Source organism: Streptomyces sp. NPDC026575, assembly GCF_055567415.1.
The window spans coordinates 219,183-236,537 of the sequence record NZ_JBVHQM010000003.1 but is presented as its reverse complement, the minus strand read 5'-3'; the positions used below and the strand labels follow the sequence as shown (position 1 = coordinate 236,537).

9 protein-coding genes, 3 pseudogenes and 1 CRISPR repeat array (1 of these 13 cut by a window edge) are annotated in these 17,355 nt (G+C 67.5%); of the genes and pseudogenes, 5 read left to right on the top strand and 7 right to left on the bottom strand.

The genetic code is table 11. The annotated features are described in order from the left end of the window. Window positions 1–20 precede the first annotated feature (20 nt). Window positions 21–1,739, bottom strand: a complete 1,719-nt coding sequence (gene leuA / locus ACZ4NB_RS05455) for a 2-isopropylmalate synthase (RefSeq protein WP_467658651.1) — start codon at window positions 1,737–1,739, stop codon at window positions 21–23. A gap of 355 nt (window positions 1,740–2,094) precedes the next feature. Between leuA and ACZ4NB_RS05450 the strand changes: the two genes are divergently transcribed. Continuing rightward, window positions 2,095–2,784, top strand: a complete 690-nt coding sequence (locus ACZ4NB_RS05450; protein WP_467658462.1) for a FadR/GntR family transcriptional regulator — start codon at window positions 2,095–2,097, stop codon at window positions 2,782–2,784. Window positions 2,785–2,816: 32 nt separating this feature from the next. On the opposite strand, the gene ACZ4NB_RS05445 is transcribed toward ACZ4NB_RS05450, so the two are convergent. Next, on the bottom strand, window positions 2,817–3,608 hold the full coding sequence (locus ACZ4NB_RS05445) for an alpha/beta fold hydrolase (protein ID WP_467658460.1): 792 nt from the start codon (window positions 3,606–3,608) through the stop codon (window positions 2,817–2,819). Window positions 3,609–3,800: 192 nt separating this feature from the next. Further along, window positions 3,801–3,947, bottom strand: a pseudogene (locus ACZ4NB_RS05440) (peptidase C39 family protein); the annotation flags it as partial. Between the two features lie 564 nt (window positions 3,948–4,511). Here ACZ4NB_RS05440 and ACZ4NB_RS05435 point away from each other — a divergent pair. Together ACZ4NB_RS05435 and ACZ4NB_RS05430 are read left to right on the top strand one after the other, a co-directional pair. Beyond that, window positions 4,512–4,616, top strand: a pseudogene (locus ACZ4NB_RS05435) (3-hydroxyacyl-CoA dehydrogenase family protein); the annotation flags it as partial. A gap of 240 nt (window positions 4,617–4,856) precedes the next feature. Beyond that, window positions 4,857–5,342 (top strand): hypothetical protein, encoded by a 486-nt coding sequence (locus tag ACZ4NB_RS05430; protein ID WP_467658459.1) that lies wholly within the window; start codon window positions 4,857–4,859, stop codon window positions 5,340–5,342. Between the two features lie 482 nt (window positions 5,343–5,824). On the opposite strand, the gene ACZ4NB_RS05425 is transcribed toward ACZ4NB_RS05430, so the two are convergent. After that, complete coding sequence (locus ACZ4NB_RS05425) at window positions 5,825–6,022, bottom strand: hypothetical protein (RefSeq protein ID WP_467658458.1); 198 nt, start codon at window positions 6,020–6,022, stop codon at window positions 5,825–5,827. Window positions 6,023–7,277: 1,255 nt separating this feature from the next. Between ACZ4NB_RS05425 and ACZ4NB_RS05420 the strand changes: the two genes are divergently transcribed. Next, the gene (locus ACZ4NB_RS05420) at window positions 7,278–11,519 is read left to right on the top strand and encodes a P-loop domain-containing protein (RefSeq protein ID WP_467658456.1); all 4,242 of its coding nucleotides are present in this window, start codon (window positions 7,278–7,280) and stop codon (window positions 11,517–11,519) included. Between the two features lie 4 nt (window positions 11,520–11,523). Continuing rightward, window positions 11,524–12,378, top strand: coding sequence for a lipase family protein (locus ACZ4NB_RS05415; protein ID WP_467658455.1), 855 nt, complete (start codon window positions 11,524–11,526; stop codon window positions 12,376–12,378). On the opposite strand, the gene ACZ4NB_RS05410 is transcribed toward ACZ4NB_RS05415, so the two are convergent. The 3 genes and pseudogenes from ACZ4NB_RS05410 to ACZ4NB_RS05400 form a co-directional block, all read right to left on the bottom strand. After that, a protein-coding gene (locus ACZ4NB_RS05410) for an IS5 family transposase (protein ID WP_467658649.1) occupies window positions 12,317–13,167 on the bottom strand; the annotation gives its coding sequence in 2 pieces (ribosomal slippage) (window positions 12,317–12,825 and window positions 12,825–13,167; 852 coding nt in all). The genes ACZ4NB_RS05415 and ACZ4NB_RS05410 overlap by 62 nt on opposite strands. A 40-nt stretch (window positions 13,168–13,207) precedes the next feature. Continuing rightward, a complete protein-coding gene (murJ, locus tag ACZ4NB_RS05405) occupies window positions 13,208–15,028 on the bottom strand; it encodes a murein biosynthesis integral membrane protein MurJ (RefSeq protein ID WP_467658453.1) in 1,821 nt (606 codons plus the stop codon). 282 nt (window positions 15,029–15,310) lie between these two features. Next, a pseudogene (locus tag ACZ4NB_RS05400) lies at window positions 15,311–15,486 on the bottom strand (DNA helicase); the annotation flags it as partial. Window positions 15,487–15,716: 230 nt separating this feature from the next. Then, window positions 15,717–17,355: direct repeats of the CRISPR family, unit length 28 nt; unit sequence GTCGTCCCCGCACCTGCGGGGGTAGTTC (it continues 1,257 nt past the right edge of the window).

The window sequence follows — 17,355 nt, the reverse complement described above, 5'->3', positions numbered from 1 at the left end:
GTCCTGCGGCTACCGCACCGTCACGCCGCTTCGTCCTTTGTCCGGTGCGCGCGGTTGACCGCGGCCATGACCGCGTGCACTCCGGCCGCCACGATGGAGGTGTCGACGCCGGCTCCCCACCAGTTGCCCTGGTCGGCGACGTGGCAGTGCGCATACGCCACGGCTTCGCCGCTGCTGCCGGTCGAGGTGGCGTGCTCGCTGTAGGAGAGGATGTCGACGGTGATCCCGGCGTCCCGCAGCGCGGCCGTCATGGCGGCGAGCGGTCCGTTCCCCGAACCCCGCACCTCCTGGGAACCGCTGGGTGTCTTCAGCGTCGCGGTGAACTCCTGCGTCCCGTCGGCGCCGTGGGGCAGGACCTTCCACCGGCCGAGGGCGTACGGGCCGGACGTGGCGGGGGCGGTGTAGGTGCGGTCGAACAGCTCCTTGAGGTCCTTGTGGGACGCCTCCCGCTGGGTGTCGTCGGTGACCTGCTGTACGGCGCGGGAGAAGTCGATCCGCATGCGCTGCGGCAGGTCCAGGCCGTGGTGCGTGTGGAGCAGATGCGCGATGCCGCCCTTGCCGGACTGGGAGTTGACGCGGATGACCTCCTCGTAGGTGCGTCCGATGTCGGCCGGGTCGATCGGCAGGTACGGCACGTTCCAAGGGGCCTCGCCGGGCTCCACGCCGAGCTTCGCGGCCTGCTCGTGGTGGGCGATCAGGCCCTTGGCGATGGCGTCCTGGTGGGTGCCCGAGAACGCCGTGTGCACCAGATCGCCGCCGTAGGGGTGGCGGGCGTGGACGGACATACGGATGCAGTCCTCCACCGCGGCCCGGACGGTGTCGATGTCGGAGAAGTCGACCATCGGGTTGACGCCCTGCGTGTACAGGTTCAGGGCGAGCGTGACCAGGTCCACGTTCCCGGTGCGCTCCCCGTTGCCGAACAGGCACCCTTCCACGCGCTGCGCCCCCGCGAGGACGGCCAGTTCCGCGCAGGCGACGCCGGTGCCACGGTCGTTGTGGGGGTGGACGGAGAGGAGGACGCTGTCGCGGTTGTCCAGGTTCTTGTGCATCCACTCGATCTGGTCCGCGTACACATTCGGGGTGGAGATCTCCACCGTCGCCGGCAGGTTGATCACCACCGGGCGTTGCGGCGTGGCCTGCCACAGGGCGGTGACGGCGTTGCAGACGTCGAGGGCGTATTCGGGCTCAGTGCAGTTGAAGACCTCCGGGGAGAACTCGAATCGCACGTCGGAGTCCGGCAGTTCCTTCTCGGCGCGGCGCATCAGGTGCTCGGCCGCCCGCAGAATCAGGTCCTTGTGCTCGGTACGACTCTTGTTCAGCACGACGTTGCGCCAGGTGGGGGCGCTGGGGGTGTACATGTGCAGCAGCACCCGCGGCAGACCCCGGACGGACTCGATGGTGCGGTCGATCAGCTCCGCCCGCGCGGGCGTGAACACGCTGATCGTGACGTCATCCGGCACCGCACCGCTCTCGGCGAGGTGGCGTACGAAGGCGAAGTCCGTCTGGCTGGCGGAGGGGTAGGCGACCTCGATCTCCTTGAAGCCCATCACCGCCAGCAGGTCGAACAGCCGCCGCTTGCGCGGGGTGTCCATCGGCTCCGGCAGGGCCTGGTTGCCGTCGCGCAGATCGACCGGCACCCACAGCGGCGCCGTCTCGATACGGCGGCCGGGCCAGTCCCGCCGCTCCAGCACCGGCAGCGCCACGCGCTCGTGCACGGGGCTGTAGCGGTGGTGCCGCATCGCGGAAAGCCGCTGCGGATTCCATGCGGGTGCGCCCGGCGGAACGTCCCCGGCGGGGGTACGCAGACGCGAGAAAGCGGATGTGTCAGCCACGAGGGCTCTCCTTCATGCGAGGTATGCCAACGTGACCGGCGCGCAACCCAGCCCCGCTGCGGGGTGCCGGTCACACGGTGGTCAGGCCCCGCAGCGGCAGCCAAGAAGAAGCGCACGCAGCGTCATGCCGACAACAGTAGCGACACCTCAGGTCCTCAGACAAGCTGAGTACCCGGGGGTCGCCGCGCACGGGCCCCCAGGGCACGCCCGGTAAACTGGATCGCAGCTCAGCTCCGCAGACAACCTGAGAGGTGACAGCCGGATGCCGCTCGGCGCCCTCCGCCCCAGTCCCCTGGTCGAACAGGCCACCCAGCACCTGCGCGACCAGATCACCGAGGGCCATTGGCCGGTCGGTACGAAACTCCCCGGCGAGACGACTCTCGCCAAGACCCTCGGCGTTGGCCGCTCCACGGTGCGGGAGGCTCTGCGCGCCCTGGCCGGGGCCGGTCTGGTGCAGGCCCGGCAGGGGGCCGGTGTCTTCGTCATCGCCACCGAGCCCGCGGAGGACTGGCCCACCCGGCTGCGGCGGGCGGCCGTCACCGACGTGTACGAGGTCCGGATGCTCATCGAGGTCGAGGCCGCGCAGGTGGCCGCGCAGCGCCGAACCGACGACGACCTCGCCGTTCTCCATACGGCGTTGGACCGACGCCGCCAGGCGGCGGACGCGAGCGACACCGAGTTCGTCGATGCCGACGTCGCCCTGCACACGGCCGTGGTCGCCGCGGCACACAACCCCGTGCTCACCGGCCTGTTCGCGGAATTCGTCCCCGTGCTGCGAAAGGGGCTGATCGACTTGGTGGAGCTTTTGAACCTGCGGTCCGGCAACCCGAATCACGGCGACGCCGGGCACGCCGCCCTCGTGGACGCCATCGCACGGGGTGACGCCGAAGCGGCTGGGCGGTCTTTGCGCGAAGAGCTCCAGCAGACGCTCGCCCAGCTCCACGCCATGTGACAGCCGCCGTTGGGCGGGAACGCGCCGAAGGGCTATGACCTGTGCGGGGCGGTGGTGAGGAAGTCCAGGACGAGGGGGCCGGCGGTGCTGCGGAACTCCTCGAAGTAGGCGTGCCGGGCTCGGGGGATCAGGTGCAGCCGGGCGCCGGGGATGCGGTCGGCGAGCAGGGGTGCGTTGGCGGCCGGGTTGAGCCGGTCGTCGCTTCCGTGGACTACCAGGGTGGGTGCGCCGATGTCCGGCAGGAGGTCCCAGGCGTTGTGCCGGTTGCTGGCCGCGAGGTGGCGGCGTCGGGAGTGGGCGGGCATGCCGGGGTCGCCGAGGGTGTGGTGCGGGCCGGGGTGGGAGGCGAGCCATTGGGGGGTGTACATCAGCTCCAGCAGGGCCTGCCGCGCGGCTCCGGGCTGAGGTTGCGCCAGGGCTCGGCGGACGTCGTCGCCGCGTTCGACGCCGTGCGGGCCGCCGGGCGAGGTGCAGCCCAGAACCAGGGCGCCCACGCGGTGCGGGTGGCGGGCCGCGAGCTGCTGGGCCACCCGTCCGCCCATGGACGTGCCGTAGACGTCGGCCCGGTCGATGCCGAGTGCGTCGAGGACGGCGATGACGTCCTGGGCGAACAGTTCGGTGCTGTGCGGGGTGTCGGGCTTGTCGCTGTCGCCGGTCCCGCGGTAGTCGAGCGTGAGGGTGCTGCGGGCGGGATGGAAGTCGGCGCGAACCGCGTCCCACCAGTGGTGGTTGTTGGCCTGGCCCGCCAGCAGGACCAGCGGCGCACCCTGGCCCTGGAGCTGGTAGGCGATGCGGGTTCCGTCCGGCGTCGTCGCATGCGTCATCGGATCGCCCACTCTATCCGGACGCGGCACCGCGGGAGCTTCGGGCGCCGTTCGCGGAGCTTGATGGGCACTGCCGTCGCACGGCGATGTGCGCGGGGAGCCGCAGCTGCACCGTTCCGTGTACCACGGATCAGGAACGTCGCCACCAGAGCCCGGACCGCGCGTGCAACCCGGGCCCTGTCCTTCGTGTCCTCAGCGCACCCCGACAGCGACGAGTGCACGCCTTTGCACTGCGGAAGCCCGGGCCGGGAAGTACAGATAGCAGACGCCGCCAGTGGCGCCGACGACCTTGCCTTCGGCGTTCTTGCGCTTGGTGCGCAGCCAGATGTTCTCGAACTGGGATGCGGGGCATTAGCAGACGCGCGATGGGGCGGCAAACATGCAGGTCAACAGCTTGGGCTCGTTCGTTGCGAACGAGCCCAAGCTGGGGCGTGCTGAGTTTGTGCTGACTTCCGCTGCCGTCCCTTCGGGCCCGTTGGGGGGCGTTGCGCTGGATCGGTGCTGGCTTCCGGCGGTGGCGGGCGGAAGTGTGCACAACCTAGGGCCGCAACTTGCCCTCTCTTCACTAGGCGTCACCTCACCTCAGCACTGCCTCCCTCGCGGAGGCTGTGTTCGACAAGCTCAACGAAGGTCGAGCTGCATTGCACGACTCGTTTGGTGCGGCCGCGTTCCGTCCCTATCGTGTCGCACTCCCGACCTCCGGAAGTGAACAGCTATGGACCAAACCATGTGGACCGTGTCGGCCCTCGCCAGCTTTCTCCGAAAGCCCGTCTCATGGGTTTACGACAATCACGAGAAACAGGCCATCCCCAGTTTTCGCGTGGGCCAACAACTGCGGTTCTGGCCCAGCGAGATCAAGACCTGGCTGGAGGACACCTGCCGCGAGCAAGAGGCTGAATAAACGAGGAGTATAAGGAGCCTCTGTACGCCACTCCCCCACTGCTCGCACGCATGGTGGACGCGGGGCGGCTGGGCCAGAAGTCGGGGGCCGGGCTTATGGCGCTATGACGTATCGACTTTCTCCCCTCAAGGAACCGACAGCCCTGGGATACTCCTCTGACGGAAGCCACGGGGGTACATGCGGACGAGGGTAAGGCGCCCTTTACGCCGCCATCATCGGTGCTGCCTTCGGAGGCTGGGCCAGCTGGACAGCAGCACGCCACAGCGCCAGCGCGGTCGTGAGGGCTGCTGCAGGGTTCAACTGGGTATGAGCATCGAGAAACCTGTCGAGGGGTGTGAGGGGGAGCAGTGAGCGCAGACACGGTCGTCGCGCTGTGCGCAGTCGTGATCGCCGTAGCCTCACTCGGCGTCTCTGTATGGCAAGCACACGTCACACGCCAACACAACCGCCACTCCGTTCGCCCTGTCCTCCAACTGCACCTCGGCATCCATCAAGGAGCCCGGTCAGGGATACGTCTTATCAACGCCGGCCTCGGCCCTGCCGTCATCGTCTCAAGCAGCGTAACCATCGACGGCGAGACCATCGGTAGCTGGAACAAACCCACCGCTGACAGGGCCCGAGCCGGACTGCCCGCCCACCTCAACGCGGTGACTTTTGGAGAAAACGAAGTCCTCGCCACCGGATACAACGAATACTTACTATCTCTCCCGGACTACGACGCCCACTCCCACGCCCCCATCAAGCAACTCCTAAGCCGCAGGCTAACGATCATCATCAACTACGAGTCGCTCTACGGCGGCGAAGACTTCCGGGTCGTCTACAGCTCAGACTGAACCGCCGGGCCGAGCACCTTTCACACACGCCACGCTCTGTTCCCTCTCCCTGTGCCCGATGAGGAGGCGAGTCTGGAAGATCCGCCAGGAGAAGAATGTCGCGAAACGCTCGGCCTCCTGCCCGATGGGGCAGAGCAGAACAGGCGCTGTGGCACGCCCACCGTAACGGGGAACCTTTGGACGTCACTGCTGCGGCCTATGGGCCGATACGAGCGAGGACGATCGCTCAGCTCCTCCTGGAGACGTCGCCAATGGAGCCTGGCCGTGTACCGAAGCTGTCCCTATCAGGAGCCCGCATCACCGGGTGTCTGGACCTTTCTGCAGCGCATGTGCGGTCCCCTGTCACCTTTCACCGCAGCCAGTTTGAACAGCGGCTCATACTTGACAACGCCAAGATGACCTACCTGAACCTAATCGGTTGCGAGCTTCCGGAGATAAGCGGTTGGTCCCTGCAGATAGAACAATGGCTGGGACTTCCAGACTCACATGTCGCTGGCGAGGTGCAGCTCTTCAACGCACGTATCGGCGGAAGCGCAGAATTCGACGGCAGCACGATCGACGGTGCCCTCACTCTTGGCCGTACCGCAATCGAAGGAAGCCTCCATCTCCGCAGAGGCTGCGTGATCAACGGCAAGCTTCGACTCAAAGGCACAAAGATCACTGGCGCTCTCTTGGCTCACGGCCTCAGCGTGCACGGCGTCATCAATGCCATTGGAGCACGAGTCGACGAGGGAATCTCAATCCTCGACGTCACTCTTGATCACCCTGGCGATTGGGGCCTTATCCTCACCGAAGCCCAAGCTCCCAAGGCAGCCTTAAACCTGCATGAAGCTTCTGTCGGTGCGGTCAGCCTCAGGGACGCACACTTCGGGCGATGGGGCCCTGGCGTCTCGGGATGGCCGGAGGAGTGCCCCGTCGATCTCACGGGGTTCACTTTCGGCGTCCTGCATGGACAACCAGACGGGGAAACCTCGCCGACCGTCAAGGAGTGGCTCGCATGGATCCAAACAATAGGAACTCTTGATAGATCGCCCCACCCTGCTCGATTCCCCACCTTCACGCCCCGCCCGTATGAACAACTCGCCCGAGCACTCCTAGTCGAAGGTCGTGAACAAGAAGCTCGAAGCGTCCTAAGAACCAAGGAACGTCTCCGGCACAGAGCTATGGGCCCCCTGGGATCCTTCTGGGGAATGGTCCAAGACATCACCGTAGGATTCGGATACCGCCCTACCTATGCGCTTGCATGGCTCGCGGCATTGCTTACCAGCGCCACCGTGTACTTCGGCCAAGCAGGACCGCTTCCCCGTACTACACCCACCGCAGGCCCTGCCTGGGACCCGTTCCTCCACACCCTCGATTCCCTCGTCCCCTTGCTGAACCTAGGGAACGACACTGCTTGGAACCCTACTGGTTGGGCGAAGGCTGTCACCGTCCTGCTCATGATCACAGGATGGGTGCTTGTCACCACAGTAATTGCCGGGCTTGGGCGGGCACTCAAACGCCAATGATTCCCCCGGTGAGCCAGCTACGTCTCGACTTCAGGCCGTGGAGCCGGTCCGCCCGGGGTGAGGAGAGTGCGGTGCGCTATCGCCAAGGACCTGCGGGCCAGTGTCCGTGGTCGAGTCGTTCTCCGTTGCCGGCGGCGCAGTAGCCCCCGGAGTGTGGGCGAAGCGCGCCGGGAGCCGGGCGACGCGGTCACCCCCAAGGTGGACTCTGGCCGCTTTGCTGCGAGGGGGCCACCAGCCTTCAGAATAGGAGTCCGCCCTTGTCCGTCGACTGATGAGTTCGCATGGCCGCAGCTCCGGCGCACTCCACTCCGCCCGTCCCCGAACCACTGAAGCCGAGTTGGAGGACTGGCTCGGCGAGAGGCAGGCATACGTCATGTCGTAACCACCGCTCTTCTACACTCGGTTCAGGCAAGTCGGGGGAGGGGCCATGGCCACAGCGCTCGTCGTCGGGATGGGCAAATTCGGGGATACTCAGGCGAGTTTGGAAGATCCGCTGGGAGCGGCATCGCTCCACCCGCTCGCCTTCGTGCCGGCGGCCGCCGCCGGCGTCGCGGAGGCGCTCGGCAGCCATCCCGGCATCACCCTGCATGGCGAGGGCCCGCGGATCGACCTGTCGTACGCGGCGTTGGAACAGTCCTGGCGCGACGCCTTCCAGGCGTCCGCACTCGCCCGCTCGGGGCTGATCGTGCACTTCCTCGGCCATGGCGTCAAAGGTGCGACCGACAACGAGCTGTACCTGGCTGCCCGGGACACCAGGCCTCGCGAGCTGGCGTTCACAGCCGTCGACGTGGACCGGTGGCTGAAGCAGGTGGAAAACACCGAGAGCGGACCTCCGGTTCTTCTTCTGCTCGATGTGTGCGGGGCTGGCCGAGCCACGATGCAGCAGTGGCTGCACCGCCTGTCCGTGGACCGGCGCCGCGCCTGGGTCATCGCAGCCTGCGCTGACGACGAGAAGGCGTACGGGGCACGCTTCTCGCGGGCCACCAGCACCGTCCTGGACCGCCTCAAGGCGGGCTGGCTCGATCTGTCGCCCGGTGTTCCCCATGTGCCGGTGGAGACGTTCGCCCAGGAGATCAATCGCGAACTGGCGCGTCTCCTGCAGGCCGAGGATCGGGCCCCGCAACGAGTGCTGCGCACGGCCCACCCGGAGGCTGACGGGCCGGTACCACCGTTTCTGCAGAACCCGGCCTTCCGCGAGACGCCCGCCGACCGATACCGGCAACACATGGAGAACGGACTGTGGCAGTTCGCCGCCGCCGTCGACCCGGGACTCGACGTCGTCCACTTCGTCTCCCGCGCTTCGGGCACCCCACACCAGCAGAACATCACCCGCCGCTGCTTCTTCACTGGGCGTCGACTCCAACTCGCCCGACTCAAAGAATGGTTGGAGAACGAGAAAGCACCCACGCTGACCGTGGTGACCGGCAGCCCCGGCTCGGGGAAGTCGGCGCTGCTCGGCGTGCTTACCTGCCTGGCGCACGAGCAGCTGCGAGAGGTATCCGGGCCGATGCGCTCTGTCGTGCCGAGAGAGCTGCGCATCGAGCGGCATCCCAGGTTCGCCGCTGTGCATGCAAGGCAACGCGACCCGGCAGCAGTACTCACCTCCATAGCCTGCCAGTTGGGATTCGACGACGCACCGCACCGCGGCTGGACCACCAGCGTGCTCCTGGAGCGCCTACGCCAGCCGGCACCCGCCCAGCAGCCCGCCATCGTGGTCGTCGATGCCCTGGACGAAGCGTCCCTCGACAAGGAGCTACTCCGCACAGTCCTGCTACCGCTGGCCCGCGCGCGCCGGGACCAGCACGGCACCCCCGTATGCAAGGTCGTCATCGGCGTACGCCCATGGTGGGACCGGTTTCCCGAACTTCAGCCGGGAATCGGCTCTTTGCACTCCATCAACCTCGACGACACGCCCGCCAAGGAACGCGAACGGGAACTGGGCGACTACCTGTCGGACCTTCTGGAAGAGGTCCGCGCGTACAACGGCCCAGGCACGTCCACGGTGCGGAGAAAACTGGCCCGCGAGGTCGCCCGACGGCTCGTCGCAGTGCAGCACAAGGGGGGGTTCCTGCTCGCCTCACTCTTCGCGCACTACCTCGCCGAACACGACAGACCGCTGACAGTGGCCGAGGCGGTCCGGCGTGTGCCGGACGATCTGCCTGGCATGCTCGACCTGCATCTCAGCGTACTGACCCGCAAAAGGCCCGCCATCCGCTCGGTCATGTCCGCCGTCGCCCACGGCCTCGGCCAGGGCATGCCATTGGAGATCATCCACTTGGTGGCCACCACCCTCACCGCACCACCAGAGGCCCCGCCGAGCCTCGACGACACCCGGGACGCCATCGAGGCGGCCTCGTTCTATGTGCGCACCGCTACGGACACCGACGGGCGTCGCCTGTACCGGTTCTTCCACCAGAGCCTGGCCGACCATCTGGCGCAGGCCGACGACGCGGACCGCCGCCGGCTCTACGAAGCCGTACGCGGCTCGGTGCCGGGCCGTGACGAGCACGGCGAACCGGCGTGGGACCTCGCCCTGCCCTACGTACTCCGACATGCCGCTCAACACGCCGTTTCGGCCGGGCAGTTCGACGGGCTCCTTAAGTCGCCCAGCTTCCTCGTGCACGGCGATCCCACCGCGCTGCGTGCGCAGTTGAGCAACGCGCGGTCCCTGCGGGCCCGGCAGGTCACCGAGCTCGTCACCTCGGCACTCGCCCCGCAGGACGATCCCTGGGTGCGCTGGGAGTGGCTCCGCACCAACGCCGTGGCTTGGCAGGAGGAATGGCTGGTCCAAGGCCTCGACGCGCTGCGCACCCCGGAAAGTCAGTCTCGCGACGTGCTGACTCTCCAATGGGGTTCTCAGACACGCGAGTTGGGGGAGAGCGACTTCCGCTACCCGGAGCAGGCAGTCTTCGCCGAGACGGAAGAGGGGCCCGTCGCTGTCGTCGCGTACGCGGGCGGCGCGGTCCAGCTCAGAGACGCCGGAACCGGCGGAGTGTTGACCACGCTGTACTCCAACGGTGACGTCACCGCGCTCGCGGCGAGCGCGATCGACGACACCGTGTCGGTGGCGGTCGGCACCGCGTCCGGGAACCTCGCGCTGTGGCACATGGGAGACATACAACCGTACTGGGAAATCGAGTTGCCGGGCGAGGTGACCGGCATCGCGATCGGAACCCTGCGCGGCGCGTGGGTGGTGGCAGCATGTACTACCTGGGCGGTCGCGGTGTACTCCATCGGCGGCCGCCGCCTCTGGAGCGCCGATCTCCCGGGGTGCACGGTCGCCCTCGCCGAATTCGACGGAACACCCGCCGTGATCGTGGGCACCGCGGCCGGTGCCGTCAAACTCTGGGACGCCGAAGGCGGCAGCCACCGCAGCTACGCTGTGCACACGTCCCGCATCCACAGCGTCACGCCCAGCCGGCACGGCAGCACTCGCCACGTCGTGGTCTGCGCGGACGACGGAGTGCGGACGCTGAACCTGGACGACGGCTACATCGACGACCTGCCTGCCTCGGGCGGCATGGCGCAGCCGGTGACCCTTCTCGAGATCAACGGGAAGGAGCACACGGCCATCGGACGCCTCGGACGTGTCGAGATCCGCACGCCGAAGGGCACTACGTCGCACGCACCCGCTCCCCCGGACGGGGCGAGCTTGAGCGCCCTGGCCTCGGACGGCCCGCGCCTTTATGCCGTCGCGGAGACCCGCCACCATCAGGCAGCCATCCTCACGTGGATCGCCCCCGATCAGCAGCTCTCCACGTGGGAGGGGCACGACGCCGACGTGGTGTCCGTCGCCCTCATCAGCCACGAAGGACGGCAGCTGGCGCTGAGCCTGAGCGATGACGGGACGCTGCACACCTGGGACACCGAGGACGGACTGTGCGTGTACTCCGGACGCCACCCGATGGCCCTGTCCGCGGTGGCGGGTGTGCTGGACGGTGAACCGGTCGCCGTCCTGAACGAAATGCGCGGCACCGCGCGCCTCATCGGTCTGACGGACGGCCGCACGCGCCGCACCTGGCGCTGGCCGTCCGAGCTTCAGAGCCTGCGCTGGATTCGTTACCAGGGCAGGGACACCCTGTGCGGTCTCGACTCCACCGGCGTCGCCCTGGTCGATGCCGCCGCGCCCGAATCCGTCCGCCGGATCCGAGAGAGGAACGTCACCGCTTACGCAGCGGGTGACGTCGGCGACTCCAGCCTGATTGCTCTCGCGCGATGGGACGGCAACCTTGAGGTCCTCGACGGTCGCCGAAGTCGGGAGTTCCCGGTCCGGGACTGGGACGCGGGGGAAGAACTATCGGTCCCGGACGCGCTGGCCTTCGGTCTGCACGACGGCCGCCCCGTCGTGGTCTCGGCGTTCTCCGACGGCCTCGTCACCGGGCACGACGCCGTCAGCGAGCGCAAGGTGTTCTCGTTCCACACCGGCGACGACGTTGACGTCCTCGCGCTCCACACAGTGGCACGGGGCTCGTCATTCCACGTACTGACCGCCTCGTACGACGGGGCGATCCGTGTCTGGTCACCGTTCGAGTGGCGGGAGCCGCTCGGTGAGGTCCAAGTCGCCGGAGAATACGTCCGATTGGCAGTGTCCGGCGCCGGAGTGCTCGCCGCTCACGGGGCTCGCATCATGTACTTCAGCTGGGCCACTGGACAGCAGACGGAAGGATGACGCAGTGACGCGACACGACGTGGTGATGGTGCACGGCGTACAGAACTGGACGCCCGGCGCGCTCCCAGCCGAGGCCGCCGCTGCCCTTGCCGACGGCTGGTCGGCGCGGCTCGCCGCGGGCTACGCGGCCGCCGGGCTCGGCCATGTGCCGCCACCGCGCGTGCACGCCGCGTACTACGCCGACCTACTCAACAACGCCGAGTCCCAGGCCCCGCAGGATGACGACGTCGATGGTCTTGGACCGGGGGAACAAGAGCTCCTGCTGCTTTGGTTGAGGGCGGCGGGCCTGCCCCCGGAACCGGACGATGGCCAGGCCTGGGGCACGATGCCGGTCCGTCAGGCCCTCTCCTGGTTCGCAAATCGACGCGGCATGCCGAGTAACGTGCTGGCGAGGATCGCCGTTGCCCTGCTGCCTGAGGTGTACACCTACCTAACTTCGTCGAAGCGCCGCGCTGCGGCGCGCGAGGTGGTCGCCGACGCAGTACGGGCGTCGGGCGCTCAGGTCATCGTCGCCCACTCGCTTGGTTCGGTCGTCGCCTACGAGGCCTTGCACTCCCACGAGTTGCCTGGGGTGGAATTGCTCGTGACCCTTGGCTCGCCGCTCGGGCTGCCAGGTGGTGTCTTCGACGCGCTGGAACCCGCGCCGGAAGGCGGCCGGGGCAGCCGGCCGCCCGGCCTGGCACGGTGGGTGAACATCGCCGACCCGGGCGATTTGGTTGCTGTCCCCCGCCGCCTCGGCGACCGCTTCACGGTGGATAGTCATCACGAAGCGCACATCGCCGCTGTCGACTTCCACACTATGAGCAGCTATTTGAACTGCGGCCTGACGGCGACCGCGCTGGCGCCGTACCTCTCCTGAGGGCTCCAGTCCAAAAGCAGATGAGGGTGCAGGCGATGCTTGTGAAGGCTAGGAAGTGCTCGGCTTTGCGTTCGTAGCGTCGGTGGAGACGGCGGCAGCCAGCGAGCCAGGCCATGGTGCGTTCGATGGTCCAGCGGTGACGGCCCAGTCGCTGGGAGGTCTCGATGCCCTTGCGTGCGATGCGGTGGGCGATGCCCCGGCTGCGTAACCATCGCCGCAGGCGGTCGTAGTCGTAGCCCTTGTCTGCGTGAAGCTTGGCCGGTCGGCGACGCCGTGGTCCGCGGCGGGAACGGATGGGCGGGATACCGCGGACGAGTGGCTTCATGGCCTGGCTGTCGTGGAGGTTGGCTCCGGAGATGCCGATCGAGAGGGGCAGTCCCGACCGCTCCGTGATCAAGTGAATCTTTGAGCCCTTCTTGCCCCGATCCACAGGATTCGGACCTGTCAGGTCCCCCCTTTGAGGGCCCGCATGTTCACCGAGTCGATCGCACACCGCGACCAGTCCAACTCGCCGCGGGAGCCGAGCTCGTCCAGGACCAAGCGGTGGAGCTTGGCCCACACCCGGGCCTTGCTCCACTCGCTGAATCTCCGGTGGGCCGTCGACCCAGACGGCCCGAACGACGAAGGCAGCTGTCGCCAGGTGCAGCCGGACGTCGCCACGAAGATGATCGCAGCCAGCACTTCCCGATCCCCATACCTCCGTCGGCCGCCACCTTGTGGCCTCGTCGGAGCTGGCGGCACCACGCGTCGAAACAGCTTCCACAACTCATCCGGCACCAAGCGCAGCACAGCCACCAAACCACCGTCTCCCCATCCAACACACTGAAACTCAGCGGCCGAGGCGGCCCCGAACCATCCCGGCCATGGCGCTGACTTCGGTTAGTCGCATGAGGTGAGCGATGGCCATGAAGACACCGATCAGGACGCTCCCGCCGGCGAGCAGTGCTACGAGCGAGCCCGGGGCGCCGCTGCCGAGGGCCTTGGTGACCGCGTAGGCCACGCTTCCGCCGGCCGCGGCAGCAGGAGTCGCGGCTGCGACAAGACGAGCGTAGGTACGCAGGACGCGAGAGCCATCCAGGTCGCCGCCCAGGCTCTTGCGCAGTCGACGCCAGGCGACTCCCACACCCACCGCGTAGGCCAAGCCGTAGGAGGCGGCCATACCAGCAACGGCCCAGCGGGGGCTGAGAAAGGCGAAGCACAGTCCGGAAGCGACGGCGTTGACTATCGCGACGATGACGGTGTTGAAGAAGGGCGTGCGCGTGTCCTCGTAGGCGTAGAAGCCGCGCAGTACGACGTATTGCACCGAGTAGGGAATGAGTCCCAAGCCGAAGGCCATCAGGACGTAGCCAATGCCGCGGGCGCCCTCGGCCCCGGAGCCGGCGTAGAGCAGCGTGGCCATCGGTACGCCCAGCGCCAGGAAGGCGAAGGCGCAGGGCACGATGGCGACGGCTGAGGTTCGTAGGCCGTAGGAGATGTCGTCACGGACCGCTGCTGAGTCCCCGTCCTGGGCCGCGCGGGAGATTCGCGGCAGTACGGCGGTCATCACGGACACGGTGATGATGGCTTGCGGCATCTGCCACAACAGCAGGGCGTAGTTGTAGGCGGTGATGCCGGAGCCGGTGTGTCCGGACTGTTCGGCGAGGGAGCCTGCCTTGGTGGCGAGCTGGGTGACGACGATCAAGCCGAGCTGGTTGGCGAGAACGAACAGGAGCGTCCATTTGGCCAGGCCCAGGGCCTTGCCTAGGCCCTGCCCCCGGAAGTCGAAGCGCAATCGCAGTCGGAAGCCGGCATCGCGCAGGTACGGGAGCATGGCAAGGGCTTGAACGGTGAGGCCGAGCAGGGTGCCGAATCCAAGGAGCCGTACCCCATCGGGGGTGACGGTTGAGGGGCTGACGCCGGAGTCGGTGAAGGAGCCGAAGGCCCAGGTGAAACTGCCGAAGGACGCGATGATCACGAGGTTGTTGAGGACTGGGGTCCACATCATTGCGCCGAAGCGGCCCCGGGCGTTGAGGATCTGTCCGAGCACCACATGGGCGCCCATGAAGAACATGGTGGGCAGGCAGTACCGGGCGAAAGCCACAGTGACGGCCATACGCTGCGGATCGGAGGCGATGTCCGGCGACATCATGCGCACCAGGAGCGGGGCGGCCAGCACGCATATCGCCGTGATGCCCGCCAGGACGACCATGACCAGGGTGAGCAGGCGGTTGGCGTACGCCTCGCCATCGTCGTCGTCCTTCTTCATGGCCCGCACGAGTTGCGGAACGAAGACCGCGTTCAGTGCGCCGCCGCCGACGAGCACGTAGATCATCGTGGGCAGGACGTTGGCAACCTGGTAGGAGTCGTTGAGCGTGCCGACACCGATCGCCGCAGCCATGACCAGAGTGCGGAGAAAGCCCGTAATACGGGAGACGATTGTGCCCGCTGCCATCACGGCGCTGGACTTCATCAAGCCCGAAGAGTCCCCGGCTCGTTGCCGCTCCGGGATCGGCTCGGGAGCATCAAGCGTGGCTGAGCTGCTCGGCCCAGGCTCATCGGGAGGCTCGGTCGCGTGCATGATGGCAGCAGGTGGACGCTGTCGCACCGTGTCGTCCGCCCGGTAGCTGGCCTCTGGCCCCCAGCCGTCGTTCTGGTCGTACGGCGCCCTCATGCCTGCCCCACCTTGTTAGCCCCAGCCCATCAAATGTCCGACGTTGTTTCGACGGGACACTCTTTCACCTGGCTTCTGACGACCCAACATTTCACCTGGTGAACGCAGTGTAGGGACAGCATTACAGATGGCGGGTTAGCGAAGGGCCCTCCGTGCCAGGACCCGAACATGCAGCTCTTGGGTCAACGATGGAGGCAGATTCCAGTGCGCATCGAGCGTGCCTGCACCTACACATCGGATCGGTGCCCTTCTCACTGTCCACCGGCCAATTGAGACGGCCTCTAAGTGGATCGGAGCGTCGCCGACGGCCAGCCACCGATTGGCCTCTCCGCCAAGCGAGGCCCAAAGCGAAAGGGCTGGGATAGCGAGAGCGCGGTGGCAGCGAAGCCGGTCATCACGTCGCGGGCGCCGCGCCATTGGTAGTTGGCCTGTGCGAAATCGCCGACCATGACCAGCTGCTTCCCTCATAACCGGGATACCCTGCCAACTGTCTCCTCCGGCAGTCTCTCCCCCCCCGACATCCAGTGGACACTTGACCGGCTGTGCTCCATCAGCGCATCCCCCTCCGTACAGTGGATCCGTCCCATAGCCCCGCCCGCTGACATTGGCCCTGGACCGCATGCCTAAACCGCCGACACTGCCAAATGAAAACCGACCCCACTCCTAGCATCCACGCAGGTCATGAAGTGTCGTCCCCGCACCTGCGGGGGTAGTTCGGCCTGGCTGGTGGCGAGGAGGTTGTAGGAGCAGTCGTCCCCGCACCTGCGGGGGTAGTTCGATGACGTCGAAGGCCTGGCTGGTGGCGAGGAGGTCGTCCCCGCACCTGCGGGGGTAGTTCCCTGGAGGTGCGCACGCTGGTCGCGGCTGGCATGTCGTCCCCGCACCTGCGGGGGTAGTTCGCGGTCTGGGCCGAGAACGAGGACGGCGTGGGCGTCGTCCCCGCACCTGCGGGGGTAGTTCTGGGCGCCTGAGGCTGGAGACGATCCTCGACCTGTCGTCCCCGCACCTGCGGGGGTAGTTCGCAACTTCTTCCACGGCGGCCGGCACTCTCGCAGTCGTCCCCGCACCTGCGGGGGTAGTTCTCATTCCGCCGCAGTTCCGGGGTCTGTGGGTGAGTCGTCCCCGCACCTGCGGGGGTAGTTCCTTCATGGTCAACTTCTCCGTTTTCCTTTGAAGGTCGTCCCCGCACCTGCGGGGGTAGTTCCGGCACTCCGCAGGTGCACGTCGTGCTGATGTCGTCGTCCCCGCACCTGCGGGGGTAGTTCCTGCGGGTGCGCGCGTGGCTGCTGCGCCGGATCGTCGTCCCCGCACCTGCGGGGGTAGTTCGGGCGAGAGCATCCGGCAGTGGCTCACGGTCCCGTCGTCCCCGCACCTGCGGGGGTAGTTCAGTTGGGGCAGGTGGCGGCCCAGACCGACGCGAGTCGTCCCCGCACCTGCGGGGGTAGTTCCTCGCTGTCGCACGCCGAACAGAACCGCATCTTGTCGTCCCCGCACCTGCGGGGGTAGTTCCTGGTCGAGTCCGCGAAGTCGACCTGCTCTGCGGTCGTCCCCGCACCTGCGGGGGTAGTTCGACATCGACGCGGGCGCGCGCCTGGTGCTTCGGGTCGTCCCCGCACCTGCGGGGGTAGTTCCTGCGCACGCCTCTGCCCCAATTCATCCACTTTGTCGTCCCCGCACCTGCGGGGGTAGTTCGCGGGGCCGGCAGGTGTCGGCGGTGCGGGCGCGGTCGTCCCCGCACCTGCGGGGGTAGTTCCCAGCTCGACACTGATCACAAGACGGAAGTGGAGTCGTCCCCGCACCTGCGGGGGTAGTTCCCTGCCAAGCTCGATGTTCTTCCAGGTTGTGCCGTCGTCCCCGCACCTGCGGGGGTAGTTCGGTGATCAGGGCCCGAGCGAACGCCGTCGACAGGTCGTCCCCGCACCTGCGGGGGTAGTTCGTCGGTGCAGGAGTGGGCGCAGCAGCACGCCGAGTCGTCCCCGCACCTGCGGGGGTAGTTCCGCCGCGGCGTCTGCGCCGCCGTGCGCGTCGAAGTCGTCCCCGCACCTGCGGGGGTAGTTCCTCTCAACTTCGAGACCGTCCGGCTGGCAGTGCGTCGTCCCCGCACCTGCGGGGGTAGTTCGTCGGCTGACGGCCAGGCGCGGACGCTAGCGAAGTCGTCCCCGCACCTGCGGGGGTAGTTCTGATCGTCTCCCGCACCTGGAGGCTCAGGCCTTGTCGTCCCCGCACCTGCGGGGGTAGTTCCCGTCTGGGACACGCTGCTGGACGGCGCCCGAGGTCGTCCCCGCACCTGCGGGGGTAGTTCTGCCCACAGCAGGCGACCAGCTGCC